The sequence below is a fragment of the Pseudomonas sp. Tul2A7 genome (assembly GCF_054790505.1).
This window is the reverse complement of the sequence record NZ_CP186499.1, coordinates 3867453-3881288: the sequence shown is the minus strand read 5'-3', so window position 1 is coordinate 3881288 and position 13836 is coordinate 3867453. Positions and strand designations below refer to the sequence as shown.

15 protein-coding genes are annotated in these 13836 nt (G+C 59.1%); all 15 read right to left on the bottom strand.

Annotated elements, in window-relative coordinates; all coding sequences use genetic code 11:
• Positions 1–23 precede the first annotated feature (23 nt).
• On the bottom strand, positions 24–1028 hold the full coding sequence (locus tag ACOYXJ_RS17505) for a substrate-binding domain-containing protein (protein WP_460370700.1): 1005 nt from the start codon (positions 1026–1028) through the stop codon (positions 24–26).
• Between the two features lie 136 nt (positions 1029–1164).
• Positions 1165–1983, bottom strand: coding sequence for an SDR family oxidoreductase (locus ACOYXJ_RS17500; RefSeq protein WP_460370697.1), 819 nt, complete (start codon positions 1981–1983; stop codon positions 1165–1167).
• A gap of 271 nt (positions 1984–2254) precedes the next feature.
• The gene (locus ACOYXJ_RS17495) at positions 2255–3130 is read right to left on the bottom strand and encodes an SMP-30/gluconolactonase/LRE family protein (protein WP_460370694.1); all 876 of its coding nucleotides are present in this window, start codon (positions 3128–3130) and stop codon (positions 2255–2257) included.
• A 132-nt stretch (positions 3131–3262) separates the two neighbouring features.
• Complete coding sequence (locus ACOYXJ_RS17490; RefSeq protein ID WP_095120571.1) at positions 3263–3979, bottom strand: FadR/GntR family transcriptional regulator; 717 nt, start codon at positions 3977–3979, stop codon at positions 3263–3265.
• 136 nt (positions 3980–4115) lie between these two features.
• Entirely contained in the window at positions 4116–4676 is a 561-nt protein-coding gene (locus ACOYXJ_RS17485) for a DUF1285 domain-containing protein (protein WP_150793077.1), read from the bottom strand.
• A gap of 15 nt (positions 4677–4691) precedes the next feature.
• Positions 4692–5297 carry a DUF4823 domain-containing protein gene (locus tag ACOYXJ_RS17480; RefSeq protein WP_007908280.1) on the bottom strand — a complete coding sequence of 202 codons (606 nt, stop codon included), beginning with the start codon at positions 5295–5297 and terminating at the stop codon, positions 4692–4694.
• Positions 5298–5467: 170 nt separating this feature from the next.
• A complete protein-coding gene (locus ACOYXJ_RS17475) occupies positions 5468–6436 on the bottom strand; it encodes a GTP 3',8-cyclase MoaA (protein ID WP_150793078.1) in 969 nt (322 codons plus the stop codon).
• A 137-nt stretch (positions 6437–6573) separates the two neighbouring features.
• The gene (locus tag ACOYXJ_RS17470) at positions 6574–7212 is read right to left on the bottom strand and encodes a TetR/AcrR family transcriptional regulator (RefSeq protein WP_007908276.1); all 639 of its coding nucleotides are present in this window, start codon (positions 7210–7212) and stop codon (positions 6574–6576) included.
• Positions 7213–7666: 454 nt separating this feature from the next.
• Complete coding sequence (locus ACOYXJ_RS17465; RefSeq protein WP_186613770.1) at positions 7667–8458, bottom strand: TatD family hydrolase; 792 nt, start codon at positions 8456–8458, stop codon at positions 7667–7669.
• A gap of 14 nt (positions 8459–8472) precedes the next feature.
• Positions 8473–8829 (bottom strand): PilZ domain-containing protein, encoded by a 357-nt coding sequence (locus tag ACOYXJ_RS17460; RefSeq protein ID WP_122597218.1) that lies wholly within the window; start codon positions 8827–8829, stop codon positions 8473–8475.
• A gap of 42 nt (positions 8830–8871) precedes the next feature.
• Positions 8872–9855, bottom strand: coding sequence for a DNA polymerase III subunit delta' (locus ACOYXJ_RS17455; RefSeq protein WP_095120576.1), 984 nt, complete (start codon positions 9853–9855; stop codon positions 8872–8874).
• Complete coding sequence (gene tmk / locus ACOYXJ_RS17450) at positions 9848–10480, bottom strand: dTMP kinase (protein ID WP_102900024.1); 633 nt, start codon at positions 10478–10480, stop codon at positions 9848–9850. Before tmk ends, ACOYXJ_RS17455 begins: the two co-directional genes overlap by 8 nt.
• 19 nt (positions 10481–10499) lie before the next feature.
• Complete coding sequence (mltG, locus tag ACOYXJ_RS17445; RefSeq protein ID WP_460370688.1) at positions 10500–11681, bottom strand: endolytic transglycosylase MltG; 1182 nt, start codon at positions 11679–11681, stop codon at positions 10500–10502.
• 3 nt (positions 11682–11684) lie between these two features.
• Positions 11685–12500 (bottom strand): aminodeoxychorismate lyase, encoded by an 816-nt coding sequence (gene pabC, locus ACOYXJ_RS17440; protein WP_460370685.1) that lies wholly within the window; start codon positions 12498–12500, stop codon positions 11685–11687.
• Complete coding sequence (gene fabF / locus ACOYXJ_RS17435; protein WP_034155353.1) at positions 12500–13744, bottom strand: beta-ketoacyl-ACP synthase II; 1245 nt, start codon at positions 13742–13744, stop codon at positions 12500–12502. Before fabF ends, pabC begins: the two co-directional genes overlap by 1 nt.
• Between the last annotated feature and the right edge of the window lie 92 nt (positions 13745–13836).

The window sequence follows — 13836 nt, the reverse complement described above, 5'->3', positions numbered from 1 at the left end:
CGGCTGCCCGGGCCGTCGCGGCATCAGTTCCACAGGCCGATTTTTTCCAGCTCTTGCTTGAAGTTGTCGCGGGTGATCAGGGTGACGTCGTCCATGGCCGTGTACTTCGGCGGTTCTTTGCCGGTGGTGACCCACTCGAACATCATCTCTGCAGTTTTGTAGCCTTCGATGTGCGGGCTTGGCAGCATCGAACCGAAGAAACCACTGTTAGGCTTTTTCAGTTCGCCGATGGCGTCAGTGCCGTTGATGCCGATGCCGATCACGTTGGCCGCGGCAAAACCGGCGGCTTCGGTGGCGCGTACGCCGCCGAGCACGGTGTTGTCGTTCATACCGCCGATGATCAGGTTTTTTGCGCCGCTCGGCAGTTTCACCAGCGCCGAGTTGGTCGCGTCCATGCTGCCCGGTACGTCGAGGGTTTTCAGCGCGGCGAAGAGGATGTGATCCTTCGGCATGCCGGCGTCTTCAAGGGATTTCACCGAGCCGTCGGTGCGTTTCTTGCCGGTGTCGAGTTCGTTGTAGGTGTTGACCACCGCGTAGGTGTCTTTCCAGTCCCAGTTGCGTTTCTTCGCTTCGGCGACCATGGCGTTGCCCTGCTTCTGGCCGACTTCGAACGCGGCCATGCCGAGGTACGGCACGTCTTCCATGAACTTGCCGTTGGCGTCGACGAAACGGTCATCGACGGCAATCACTTTGAGGTCATTGAGTTTGGCTTTGGCCATGATCGCCGGGCCGAGCGAGACATCCGGCGGGCAGATCACGAAGCCCTTGGCGCCGTTGGCGGCAAGGCTGTCGATGGCCGAGAGGGTTTTCTCGCCGTCCGGCACGGCAATCTTGATCAGTTCGAAGCCCTTGTCCTTGGCGGCTTTCTCGGCGAAAGCCCACTCGGTCTGGAACCACGGTTCTTCCGCCTGCTTGACCAGAAAACCGATTTTCACGGTGTCGGCAGCGAGCAGCGCACTGCTCAGGCTGAACGCGGTGACCGCCAGGGCGGTACTGCACAGGGTACGAATCCCGAAACGACGTTTCATAAGCTGACTCCTTGTTATTTTTTTTGAGCAATGTTTGAAAAGCGTTAAAGCGTGTTCCTGCAAAATCTTCTGACAATAGTCATATCGTATGATGATTGGATTGCAAACGGATTTATCCGCGTGAAAGCCACTGCGCTCAGTCGTGGTACATCACCGAGCGCCCACCATCGATGGTGATGCATGAAGCATTGATGAATGGCGCTTCATCACTGGCCAGAAAAACCGCAGTCATCGCCACTTCGAGTGGCTGACCGATGCGTTTCGGCGGGTGCAGATCGAAGGCGCGCTGACGTTCGGCGTGCGGGTCGGCGAAACCGTTCCAGTAATCGACGTTCAGTTGCGTTTCGATATAGCCCGGCGCGATGGCGTTGACCCGAATGCCTTTCGCCGCGTATTCGATGCCGAGCGCGCGGGTCAGGCCGAGCAAACCGTGCTTGGCCACCGGGTACGGGAAGCAGCCAGGAATGATGTGACTGGAATGGGTCGAGGCAATGTTGATGATGCTGCCGACGCCCTGCTCGATCATCTGTGGCAGCACCGCTTTGCAGCCGAACCAGGCGCCGTCCAGATCGATGGCGAAGCAGCGATGCCAGTCTTCTTCGGTCATCTCCAGCGGATCGCGGAACACGTTGACCCCGGCGCAGTTGACCAGCACATCGATACGCCCGTGCAGTTCAACCGCGCGTTTGGCCATGGCGTGCAGATCCTGCTGACGCGAAACATCAGCCTTCAGCGCTTGGATTTCGTAACCCTGCTCACGCCAGTGGGCGGCAACCTGCTCGACTTTTTCGGCCTGGATATCGCTGATAACCAGTTGCGCTTGCTGCGAGGCAAAGGCAGCGACGATGGCTTCACCGATGCCTTGCGCAGCACCGGTCAGCAGCACGACCTTGTTTTTCAGACGCTCGCCCTTCGGCGGTGCGGGCACCGGCGGCAGGGAAAGAGGTTCAGCCATGGATCAGGACTCCTGTTTCGCAAGCGCAAAAAAAACGGGCATCTGCCGATGTCCGGTCTGGAAGGCGGTTTGAACGAAACAGGCAGGCGCGGCCGACGGCATCGAGCCGTTGCGAGACGCGGACTCCACGCGGGAGTGCGATAGACATTCGCTGCATCACTTCACCTGTTTTGTTCTTTTTAAGTGTGAGTGCGTGTTACTGCTGGAGCCGACTATAAACCCGACCGCCAAATAATCTCAATATATAATTTTGCATCCCATATTTTGGGATTTAATCCGCAAAGCGCGTACAGAGTTTTCCTGCGACATCCACGCGCATCGACAGTACCGCGCCATCCAGTGGATGGTTGTGCGGACTCTGGGCGCTGGTGATGAACAGGGTTTTCAGGTCTTCACCGCCGAACACACAACTGGTCGGGCGGCTGACCGGTAGATCGATCTTGCGCTCGACGTGGCCGTCTGGTGTCAGGCGCAGCAGGCAGCTGCCGTCCCATCGGGCATTCCACACGTAGCCTTCGGCGTCCATTGCCGAGCCGTCCGGGCCACCCTGCTGATCGGGACCGTAGAAGACTTGTGCAGCATCGAGGTTGCCGTCGGTGTGAATGAAATATCGGTGCAGTGTGCTGTCGAGGCTGTCGCCGAACAGCAGCGTGGTGCCGTCATCGCTCCACAACAAGGTGTTGGGAATTCCCAGATTACGCAGTAAGGGTGTGACGCGTTTATCCGGATCGACGCGGAACAGGCCACCGGAGCGACGGGTGATCGGCAGATCTTCGCCTTGCTCGCCGATATTGTTTTGCATGGTGCCGAGCCACAGACGACCTTGACCATCGCAACGCGCTTCGTTGGGACGATTGCCCGGTTGCGGGTCGGCGACGCAGAACAGTGTCAGGCGCGGTTCGAGGCCTGGGGAGTCGAGATCGAGGCGATAGACGCCGCTGCTCAGGGTCACCAGTGCGTCACCGCTGGCGCAGGGGATGAACGCGGAGACGTGCTCGGGCATCTGCCAGATCTGCACGTTCTGGCCGATCAGGCGCAGGGCCTGTTTGCCGGCGATATCGACCCAGTACAACGCCTGGGTCGGCGCGTCCCAGAACGGGCCTTCACCGAGTTGGGCGCGGTGTTGGGTCAGGGCGGTCCACGGCATATCAACTCCTCGGATCTTGTTGTTGTTTAATGTGGGAGCGAGCCTGCTCGCGAAAGCGTCGTGTCAGTCGATGCATGAGTTGCCTGATACACCGCCTTCGCGAGCAGGCTCGCTCCCACAGGGAAATGTGTATTAACCAGCTTTTTTGTCGGCCATGACTTTCGGGTAAAAGCGCTTGATTGCCAGATCCGCGTTGTCGATCAGAGTCATGCACGCCCAAACGCCGCGCGCTGAATCTCGCGCCGCGATGGCATCCGCCATGTCTTTGTGAATCGGCAGCGTACGGCGCAGTTCATCCGGGTCGGCCGCAGAAACTTCAAACGACACCGCGAGCAACGCGCCGAGCGCCGGAACCATTTGTTCGATGAATTGATTGTGGCTGGCGGCGAGAATGCATTCGTGGAAGACCTGATCGGCGCGGTTGTAATCGATGCCGCTGTCGACCGCGCGCTCAAGGGCGTTGTAGGCCAGTTGCACCGCTTCGATCTGTTCCAGGGTCGCCCGCTCGCAAGCCCAGCGCACGGCCATGGGTTCGATGGTGCGGCGCAGATCGAGCAAGTCATCGACGAAGTTTTCCGGCAAGCCGTTGCGCGACAGCCAACCGACCACTTGCGGATCGAACAGGTTCCAGCGCCGTACCGGCAGCACGCGGGTGCCGACTTTCGGTCCGACTTCGAGCATGCCTTTGGCGACGAGGGTTTTGATTGCTTCGCGAATTACCGTGCGACTGACGCCGAGCTGCTCACCCAGATCGGCCTCGACCTTGATGGTCTGCCCGGGTTTGACCTGGCCAGCGGCGATCCAGCTGCCCAGCCAGTCGACCGTGGATGCGTGAAAGCTGCTGGACATGAACACCTCAAAGCGGATCGCGATGGGTGATCAAGCTAATCATCATACGATTAAGTGTCAACGACAAAAAAGATCGCAGCCTTCGGCAGCTCCTACAGGTGTACGCCATGTAGGAGCTGCCGAAGGCTGCGATCTTTTAAGGTTCGAGGCCGATGCGGAAGAACTCGCCGCCGCTCCATACACCGAGCCAACGCTGCCCGTCGATTTCGCGACTCACCGCCAGTTCCACCAGTTGGTAGAACACATTGCGATGAATCAGCGCTTCAAGGTTGGTACGCACATGCACGTAGGGCGCGGGCTCTTGTGTCGTCGGATCAATCTCGACCCGGATCGGATGCTCAGGCCCCGCTTCAGCGGTTTCATCAACGTTGGTGGTAAAGCGCAACAGCTGCGTCTCCCCTTCGCCTTCAACCTCGACGGCAATCGCCACAAACGGCGCATCGTCGACCTTGATCCCGACCTTCTCGACCGGGGTGATCAGGAAATAATCATCGCCATCGCGGCGCATGATCGTCGAGAACAGCTTGACCATCGGTTTGCGCCCGATCGGCGTGCCCAGGTAATACCAGGTGCCGTCACGGGCGATGCGCATGTCGATGTCGCCGCAGAAGTCCGGGTTCCACAAGTGCACCGGCGGCAAGCCTTTGGTTTTCGGGATCTGTCCCAACAGGTCATTGGCTTTTTGCGGGCCGCTCATGGCGTTCTCCTTGAATTATTGGTCGCCGACTCCCAACAGGCTGCGCGCGTACTGGGCCAGCGGCGGGCCGATCAGGTCTTCGGGCTTGCTGTCGTGGAACGTCAGTAAACCGCCACGACTCTTGATCCGTGCAGTATCAATCAAATACTGGGTGCTGGTCTCGATCAACATGATCTGAATCACGCCGCCGTCGATGCCGAGGCGATCAACCGCTTCTTCATCGAGCCACTCATCGGAGTTGCCGATGCGGTCGTCAGCTTTGGCGAAACGCGTGTACAGCAGATAGTGCGCACCGGCATCGCGAGCTTCGCCCATCGCCTGATCGAGACCTTCCGGCGCGCGGGCACGGCGGACCATCGGGAAGTATTCGACGAAGCCCTTGAAGGCCTCTTCAGCCACTACGTTCGGGCGCGGGTAGGAACCACCCGGCGGCGCAAAGGCGCCCTGGGCGATGTAGATAAATGAGTCCGGCTGAATGCGGAAGTTGTTCACGCGGCGGCTGTCGCTGTGATCGAGCAGGCCCGCGTCGCTCATCTGATAGCGAGTGCCTTCGGCCATATCGCTGACAGTCATACAGCCGCCAAGCGCCAAAACGGCCAGCAGCAAAACCAGGCTACGCATCCTATTCCTCCAGAGGCCGGTGACGGAAAACCGGCGAATGGCCGTTGGATGCAGCTTTTGCGCCAGCTCAAGAAATTTGTTGATGGTTAAATCGTATTCGCGAGCAGGCTCGCTCCCACAGGGGGAATACATTCCAAGGTGGGAGCGAGCCTGCTCGCTAAAGCAGTTGATCAGCCGCCGATAATTTTCATCACTGTCGCGCCACCGGAGAACGCCACTTCCTGCTTGTCGCCCAACGCCTTGACCAGCAAACGCTGCAGCGCTGGCAACGCCTGATGACGCGGCTTGTCAAGCAGATCACCGACATAGTGGCGGTTGCTCGACGACAGACAGCCATGCAGCCAACCAGTCGACGACAGGCGCAAGCGCGAGCATGTCCGGCAGAACGGCACGCTTTCGTTGGCGATCACACCAAAGTTGCCCAGACCGGGAATGGCGTAACGCACGGCGGTGGCGTCTACGGGCGCATCGGTTTGCGCGTATTCATAACGTTCGCCAATCAGCTCCAGCAACTGTTGCAGACTGACGAACTGTTGCAGGAACGCATTGTTGTCCTTGGCCAAGTGGCCCATGCGCATCAGCTCGATGAAGCGCAGTTCGTATCCACGCTCCAGGCAGTAGTCGAGCAGCGGCATCACTTGATCAAGATTCTGCCCCCGCAACGGCACCATATTGACCTTGATCTTCATCCCCGCCGCTTTCGCCTGATCCATGCCATCGAGCACGGTGGCCAGATCGCCGCCTCGGGCGATGCTGCGGAACGCGCCGGCGTCGAGGGTATCGAGGGATACGTTGATCCGGCGCAGACCGGCTTCCACCAGCAGCGGCAGTTTTTTCGCGAGGAGTTGGCCGTTGGTGGTCAGGCTGATGTCGTCCAGGCCCATCTTGCCGACGGCGGTCATGAACGATTCAAGTTTGGGGCTGACCAGCGGCTCACCGCCAGTAATGCGCAAGCGCTCGATACCGGCGGCTTCGATCAAATACGCCACACCGCGGGCCATGGCTTCGGCCGACAGTTCATCCTGCGCAGCCACCAGCCGCTTGCCGTTCGGCACACAGTAGGTACACGCGTAATTGCAGGCTGAAGTCAGACTGATCCGCAAATTGCGAAAACGCCTGCCTTGACGGTCAACGATCATGATCACTCCGGCGAAAGGATTTCGAGCCGCTAAAACTTGACTCACAAATCAAGTTTTAGCAAGCCCTATGCCTGAGTATATTCCTGCGGTACTGCGACATGTAGCGAAATCATGGCGCAATAAGACAGCTGAATGGCTCAGCTGCTCGGCGTTTCCGGGTCGCGCTTGCGCTTGTTGCCCATGCGCACGCCGATGTCCATCAGGAACTGGAAGAAACCTTCCTGATCTTCCAGCACATTGCTCCAGAACGGCGAGTGATACAGCGCCACGGCGCCGTGCACCAGCGCCCAGGATGCGCAGTAATGGAAGTATGGCGGCACGTCTTCGAGCTTGCCCTCGCTGATGCGGCCCTTGATCAGCAGGGTCAGGCGTTCGAAGTTGGAGGCACGGATCTTGTGCAGCTCCTCGACCATCTCCGGCACCTGATTGCCCTTGACCACCTTCTCTTCGAGGCGGTCGAACAGGCGATAACGCTGCGGGTCGCGCATGCGGAATTCGAAGTAGGCTCGAGACAGCGCTTCCTTGTCCTTGTCGACATCGGCCGAATGCAGCAGCTCGTTCAAATCGCGCTCGTAATCGAGCATCAGGCGCAGATAGATCTCGGCCTTGGATTTGAAGTGTTTGTAGATCGTGCCTTTGCCGATACCCACGGCATCAGCAATCATCTCGACGGTGACACTGTCTTCACCTTGGTCGAGGAACAGCTTGAGCGCGGTATCGAGAATTTCTTGCTCGCGGCGACGAAACTCACGGACCTTACGAGGTTCTTTGTGCATAAGAAAAGGTCTGAAGGGTCAAAATTCGAAGCCGCGTATTATGCCTAACTTGCGCAAAATTGCACGGATCATCCGACCATATCTGTGTTTCATGTTCGTTTTGAGAACGTTTTGGGCGCAATGAGAACTCAACTGAAGCAAACGTATTCCAAATTTGTTTAAAAACCCCGACCGGCTAACTGGACTGCACGCCAGACTGATCAATACTTGAACTGTCGGGCGACATCTCCCCCAAGTGTCGCGCCGGTAAAGGTACCAAGGGACCGCGTGCCTTTGTTTTACTCCTAATGGTCTTAACCCGGATTCACCCCCCAGAACCCGGGTTTTTTTTGCCTGCGATTTAACGCTTGGCCCAGCTACCTGCACATCACTACTGTAGGAGCTGCCGCAGGCTGCGATCTTTTGCCTTTGCCTGTCAAAATCAAGATCAAAAGATCGCAGCCTTCGGCAGCTCCTACACGGCAGATTTAACGGAGGCCAGCGGGAACAGACGCTTGAAGTTCTCGGTGGTCTGTTCGGCAAAACGCTCGTAGTTCTCACCGCGCAGCATCGCCAGGAATTCCGCCACTTCGCGCACGTACTGCGGCAGGTTGGGCTTGCCGCGATAAGGGATCGGTGCCAGATACGGTGAATCGGTTTCCACCAGCAGACGATCCGCCGGGACTTTGCTCGCCACATCACGCAGAGCATCGGCATTACGAAAGGTGACGATGCCCGACAGGGAAATGTAATAACCCATGTCCAGTGCAGCTTTGGCCATGTCCCAGTCTTCGGTGAAACAATGCAGCACACCGGCCTGCGGCAAGGCAGCGTCGCGCAGCAGCTCAAGGGTATCGGCACGGGCGCCACGGGTGTGGATGATCACCGGTTTGCCAGTCTGCTGCGCCGCCTGCAGGTGCAAGCGGAACGATTCCTGCTGCAATTCGGCAGCTTCAGGCTCGTAGTGATAGTCGAGACCGGTTTCACCGATCGCCACCACTTTCGGATGGTTGAGTTCGTGCAACAGCCAGTCCAGCGCAGGCGCCGCACCGGGTTGCACATCGAGCGGATGCACGCCGACCGAACAGTCGACATCGTCATAACGTTCAGCCAGCGCTTTGACGTCGGCAGCGTTGTCAGCACTCACGCCGATGCACAGAAAGTGCCCTACCCCGCGCTCACGGGCCGCATCGAGTGCAGCATCCAGCGAGCCGTCGTGGGCGGCGAGGTCGAGGCGATCAAGGTGACAATGGGAATCTACGAGCATAAAAAGACGGCTACTTACATCGTATGAGTGGGACGGTCGGATTTAAGCGCTCCGGCCAGATGGGTTTCGATGCGACTGCGCGCGGTGTTGTCGCCCTCGTTGAACTGGACGCCGACACCGGCAGCGCGATTGCCTTGCGCCCCTTTGGGGGTGATCCACGCGACTTTGCCGGCCACCGGGATCTTTTCGGCCTCGTCCATCAGGTTGAGCAGCATGAACACCTCATCGCCTAACCTGTAACTCTTGTTGGTCGGGATGAACAAGCCACCGTTCTTGATGAACGGCATGTAGGCGGCGTAGAGCACCGACTTGTCCTTGATGGTCAGGGACAAAATGCCGTTACGCGGCCCCGGGCTGACAGGTTCATTCATGTTGACCTCCACTGCTGATGTTCAGAGTCTAGGTACACATTGTTATCTTTGACCAGGCAATCCCGCCCATTGAACCAACAATGCTTCCAGCAGCAGGGCCGGATTGAGGTTGGCCTTGCTCATGACCTTCTGCCGCTGGGCGAGAATCCAGTCCTGAATCTCGAGGACTTTGCCTTGCGCACTTTTCTGCGCCAGGTACTGCACGACTTTACGCATATCGGTCAGGCCGAGGCCGGCTTCATCCTGAGTCAGCTGATAACGCAGGATCAGGCTCGACCAATCGCAGAACCAGTCAAACAGCCGCAGCATGGGAATGCTTTTCCATTCCTCCGCCAGTTGCGTCGGCGATTGCTGCTGCTTGAGCAGCTTCTTCACGCCTTCGACCACTTGCGCACGTTGCTCACGCACGCCTTGGGATTGCAGACTGACGGCCATCAACGGCGAGCCAGCCGCCAGCGTCAGCAATTCGACACGTTCGTCTTCGGAGCAATCGGGCAACGCTTGCGCCAGCCATTGCAGGCTCATTGCCTCGCCCGGCAGCGGACAGGCCTGCTGCACGCAACGGCTCTTGATCGTCGGCAACAAACGACTGGTCTGATGGCTGACCAACAGCAAAATCGTATCGCCGGAGGGTTCTTCAAGACTCTTGAGCAAGGCGTTGGCAGCGTTGATATTCATCGACTCGACCGGCTCGATCAGCACCACTTTGCGTCCGCCCATCTGCGCGGTCTGCACCACGAAACTGACGAGGTCGCGCACCTGATCGACCTTGATTGCCTTGTCGGCTTCTTCCGGTTCGAGAATGTAATTATCGGGGTGGCTGCCAGCCTTGAGCAGCAGGCAGGATTTGCACTCGCCACAAGCTTCCGGCGTCGGCCGCTGGCACAACAGACTGGCCATTAAACGCTCGGCCAGTGCGCGCTTGCCGATCCCGGCCGGGCCATGCAGCAGATAGGCGTGAGCGTGTTGCTTACGCCCGGCCAGTTGCTGCCAGAGGCTGTCTTGCCATGGATAGGCCTCAGCCACGAGCCAGCTCCAGCAGGTTCGGAATCAAGGTATCCAGCGATTGTTGAACCTTGGCCAGTGGCTGACCGGCATCGATGCGCACATAGCGCGCGGGATCGGCTTCGGCGCGCTTGAGGAACGCGCTGCGCACCGCCTCGAAAAACGCTCGCCCCTCCAGTTCGAAACGATCCAGACGCCCACGGGCACTGGCGCGGGCGAGACCGATTTCCACTGGCAGATCGAAAATCAACGTCAGATCCGGGCGCAGATCGCCCTGCACGAACGTTTCCAGGGTGGCAATACGCTCCAGCGACAGACCGCGCCCGCCACCCTGATAGGCGTAAGTGGAATCGGTGAATCGATCACACAGCACCACCGCGCCACGGGCCAGCGCCGGACGGATCACTTCAGCCAAATGCTGAGCACGCGCGGCGAATACCAGTAACAGCTCGGCGTCCGGGTTCATGACCTCGTCGGCGGGCGCCAGCAGCACATCGCGAATCCGTTCGGCCAATGGCGTACCACCCGGCTCGCGGGTCAGCACCACTTCAATACCGGCGGCGCGCAGGCGCTCGGCGAGGTATTCGCGGTTGGTGCTTTTACCGGCGCCTTCCGGGCCTTCCAGGGTAATAAACAAGCCAGTCACAGGCAGTCCTTAATCAAAGTCATTGCGTGTTTTGTGGGGCGGCGGCTTCCGGTGCCGGGTTCGGTGCCGGCTCCTGCGGTGCAACCTGCGGCAACGCTTCCGGCACAGTATCCGGTGATGCGCCTGGAATCGCTTGTTCCGCAGCCGGAGCCGCTTCAGGCGCTACCGCCGGCGCAGGGCTGGAACGGTAATCCGCACGGCGCTTGAGCTGGTACTCACGCACTGCATTGTTATGCGCATCGAGATCATCAGAGAAGACATGGCTACCATCGCCACGCGCGACGAAGTACAGGCTGGTGCCTTCCACCGGGTTCAACGCCGCATGAATCGCTTCACGCCCGACCATCGCAATCGGTGTCGGTGGCAGCCCGGGAATCACATAAGTGTTGTACGGCGTCGGTTCTTTCAAATGCGCGCGAGTCAGTTTGCCGTTGTAACGATCACCCAAACCGTAAATCACCGTCGGATCGGTCTGTAGTTGCATGCCCAAGGCCATGCGGCGCACGAAGACACCGGCAATCTGCCCGCGCTCTTGCGGCACACCGGTTTCCTTCTCGACCAGCGAAGCCATGATCAGCGCTTGATACGGTTCGGTATAAGGCACATCGGCAGCGCGACTCTGCCACTCTTTGGCCAATACTTCGTCGAGACGATCAAAGGCCTTTTTCAGCAGTTCGGCATCGGACATGCCGCGCACGAAGCGGTAGGTATCGGGGAAAAACCGCCCTTCTGGAAACAGTCCTTTATGGCCAATTTTCGCCATCACGTCGCTGTCGCTCAAACCGTTCAGGGTCTGCTCGACCTTGTCATCCTTGGCCAACGCCGCACGCACCTGATGGAAATTCCAGCCCTCGACCAGCGTCAGGCTGTACTGCACCACTTCGCCACGCTTCCACGAATCAATCAGACCATTGACGGTCATTCCCGGCTGCATGCGGTATTCACCGCTGTGGATCGGTGTGCCGGCGAGATTGAAACGCCAGTAAACCCGCAACCAGAACGCGTCCTTGATGACACCATCGGTTTCGAGTGAAAGGAAAGTACGGGTCGGTGTTGAGCCTTTCGGCACATCCAGCAGCTCTTCCTGCGTGATGTTCAGGGGCTGTTCCAGCGCGGAATGAATCTTCCAGGCGCTGGCGCCCATCAGCAGCCCTGCCAGAACCAGTCCGGTTTCCAGCAGCAGCAAAAGTTTACGTCTCACAAATCAGGCATCCAGTAGGGCGCGGGCAATGGTTTGCAGTTTACGGGTGAGCGGACCAACCGGCCAGCTCAGTGCAGCACAGGCGCGTACCGGCCAGACGCCATACACGCTGTTGCAGACAAACACTTCATCAGCCCATTGCAGCTGTTCGAGGCTGATGTCGGCGATCTGCGTGGGAATAGCCAGTGACTCGGCCTGAAACAATATTTCGGCGCGCATCACACCGGCAACGCCGCAACGTTTGAGGTCCGGCGTTATCAGCGCACCATCGCGCACGATGAACAGATTGCTGAACACCCCTTCAATGACGCGGCCGACCTGATCGAGCATCAAGCCTTCGGCGTGCTCGCTGTCCTGCCATTCGGCACGGGCGAGAACCTGCTCCAATCGATTGAGATGTTTGAGTCCAGCGAGAAGCGGCTGTTTGGACAGTCGCGTGTTGCATGGAAACAGGCGAACGCCTTGTTCAGCATGAACAGCAGGATAAGCCGCCGCAGGATTGCCTTGCAGAATACGTCGGCCCGGTGCCGCCGGATCGGGAGCATAACCGCGCAAACCGTCGCCACGGGTGAGGATGAGCTTGAGCACGCCCTCGCCCATCGCTGCCGCATAGCTCAGCAACTCATCGCGGACCAGCTCGATATCGGCCGCGATGGCCAGACGCGCACAGCCATCGGCCAGACGCGCCAAGTGCCGATCCAGCAGGATCGGCTGGCCGCTACGCACGGCGATCGTCTCGAACAGACCATCACCGTAAGCCAGGCCGCGATCTTTCAGCGACAGACTGTCAGCCGGTTGACCGTCGACCCAGCAGTCCATCAGCCTGCAAACCGGCGGAATGCCAGGGTGCCGTTGGTGCCGCCAAAACCGAAGGAGTTGGACAGCACGACATCGATATCCATGTTGCGCGCAGTGTGCGCGACAAAATCGAGATCGCAGCCCTCGTCCGGCTCATCGAGGTTGATGGTCGGCGGCGCTACCTGGCTGTTGATCGCCAGCACGCTGAAGATAGCTTCAACCGCGCCCGCCGCACCTAGCAGGTGACCGGTCATCGACTTGGTTGAGCTGACCGCCAGTTTGTAGGCGTGATCACCGAACACGGTTTTGATCGCGTTGGCTTCGGCGAGGTCGCCGGCCGAAGTCGAAGTACCGTGAGCGTTGATGTATTGCACTTGATCGGCGTTGATCTTCGCATCGCGCAGCGCGTTGGTGATGCAGCGTGCTGCACCGGCGCCGTCGGCAGGTGGCGAGGTCATGTGGAACGCATCGCCGCTGGTGCCGAAGCCAATCAGCTCGGCGTAGATAGTCGCGCCGCGCGCCTTGGCGTGCTCCAGCTCTTCGAGAACCAGTGCACCAGCACCGTCGGACAGGACGAAGCCGTCACGGCCCTTGTCCCATGGACGGCTGGCGCGGGTCGGTTCGTCATTGCGCGTCGACAGCGCACGGGACGCGCCGAAGCCGCCCATGCCCAGACCGCAGGCGGCCATTTCGGCACCGCCGGCAATCATCACGTCGGCTTCGTCGTACATGATGTTGCGCGCCGCCATGCCAATGCAGTGCGTACCGGTGGTACATGCGGTGGCGATAGCGTAGTTAGGCCCCTGTGCACCCAGATGGATGGACAGAAAACCGGAAATCATATTGATGATCGAGCCTGGCACGAAGAATGGCGAGATTCGACGCGGGCCCGTCTCATGCAGGGTACGGCTGGTTTCTTCGATATTGGTCAGACCGCCGATACCCGAACCCATGGCCACGCCAATGCGTTCACGGTTGGCGTCGGTGACTTCCAGACCGGCATTGCGCACAGCTTGAAAGCCGGCAGCGAGGCCGTACTGAATGAACAGGTCGAGCTTGCGCGCTTCCTTGACCGACAGGTATTCCTCGACATTGAAGCCCTTTACCGAGCCGCCAAAGCGGGTGGAATAGGCAGAAAGGTCGGTGTGTTCGATCAGACCAATGCCACTGCGGCCAGCCAGAATGCCCTGCCAACTGCTCGGCACATCCGTGCCCAGTGGCGACAACATACCCATACCGGTGACTACGACGCGTCTACGCGACACAGCACTCTCCTTTTTCAAATGACGACGACTTTGCATCAGGCCTAAAGAAAAAACCGCACGCCATGATGGCAGTGCGGTTTTTCCATGACAGC

Bases quoted from the DNA above. Each gene is read 5' to 3' on its own strand.
- ACOYXJ_RS17505 (WP_460370700.1), bottom strand. From the start codon at position 1,028: ATGAAACGTCGTTTCGGGATTCGTACCCTGTGCAGTACCGCCCTGGCG.
- ACOYXJ_RS17500 (WP_460370697.1), bottom strand. From the start codon at position 1,983: ATGGCTGAACCTCTTTCCCTGCCGCCGGTGCCCGCACCGCCGAAGGGC.
- ACOYXJ_RS17495 (WP_460370694.1), bottom strand. From the start codon at position 3,130: ATGCCGTGGACCGCCCTGACCCAACACCGCGCCCAACTCGGTGAAGGC.
- ACOYXJ_RS17490 (WP_095120571.1), bottom strand. From the start codon at position 3,979: ATGTCCAGCAGCTTTCACGCATCCACGGTCGACTGGCTGGGCAGCTGG.
- ACOYXJ_RS17485 (WP_150793077.1), bottom strand. From the start codon at position 4,676: ATGAGCGGCCCGCAAAAAGCCAATGACCTGTTGGGACAGATCCCGAAA.
- ACOYXJ_RS17480 (WP_007908280.1), bottom strand. From the start codon at position 5,297: ATGCGTAGCCTGGTTTTGCTGCTGGCCGTTTTGGCGCTTGGCGGCTGT.
- ACOYXJ_RS17475 (WP_150793078.1), bottom strand. From the start codon at position 6,436: ATGATCGTTGACCGTCAAGGCAGGCGTTTTCGCAATTTGCGGATCAGT.
- ACOYXJ_RS17470 (WP_007908276.1), bottom strand. From the start codon at position 7,212: ATGCACAAAGAACCTCGTAAGGTCCGTGAGTTTCGTCGCCGCGAGCAA.
- ACOYXJ_RS17465 (WP_186613770.1), bottom strand. From the start codon at position 8,458: ATGCTCGTAGATTCCCATTGTCACCTTGATCGCCTCGACCTCGCCGCC.
- ACOYXJ_RS17460 (WP_122597218.1), bottom strand. From the start codon at position 8,829: ATGAATGAACCTGTCAGCCCGGGGCCGCGTAACGGCATTTTGTCCCTG.
- pabC (WP_460370685.1), bottom strand. From the start codon at position 12,500: ATGGACTGCTGGGTCGACGGTCAACCGGCTGACAGTCTGTCGCTGAAA.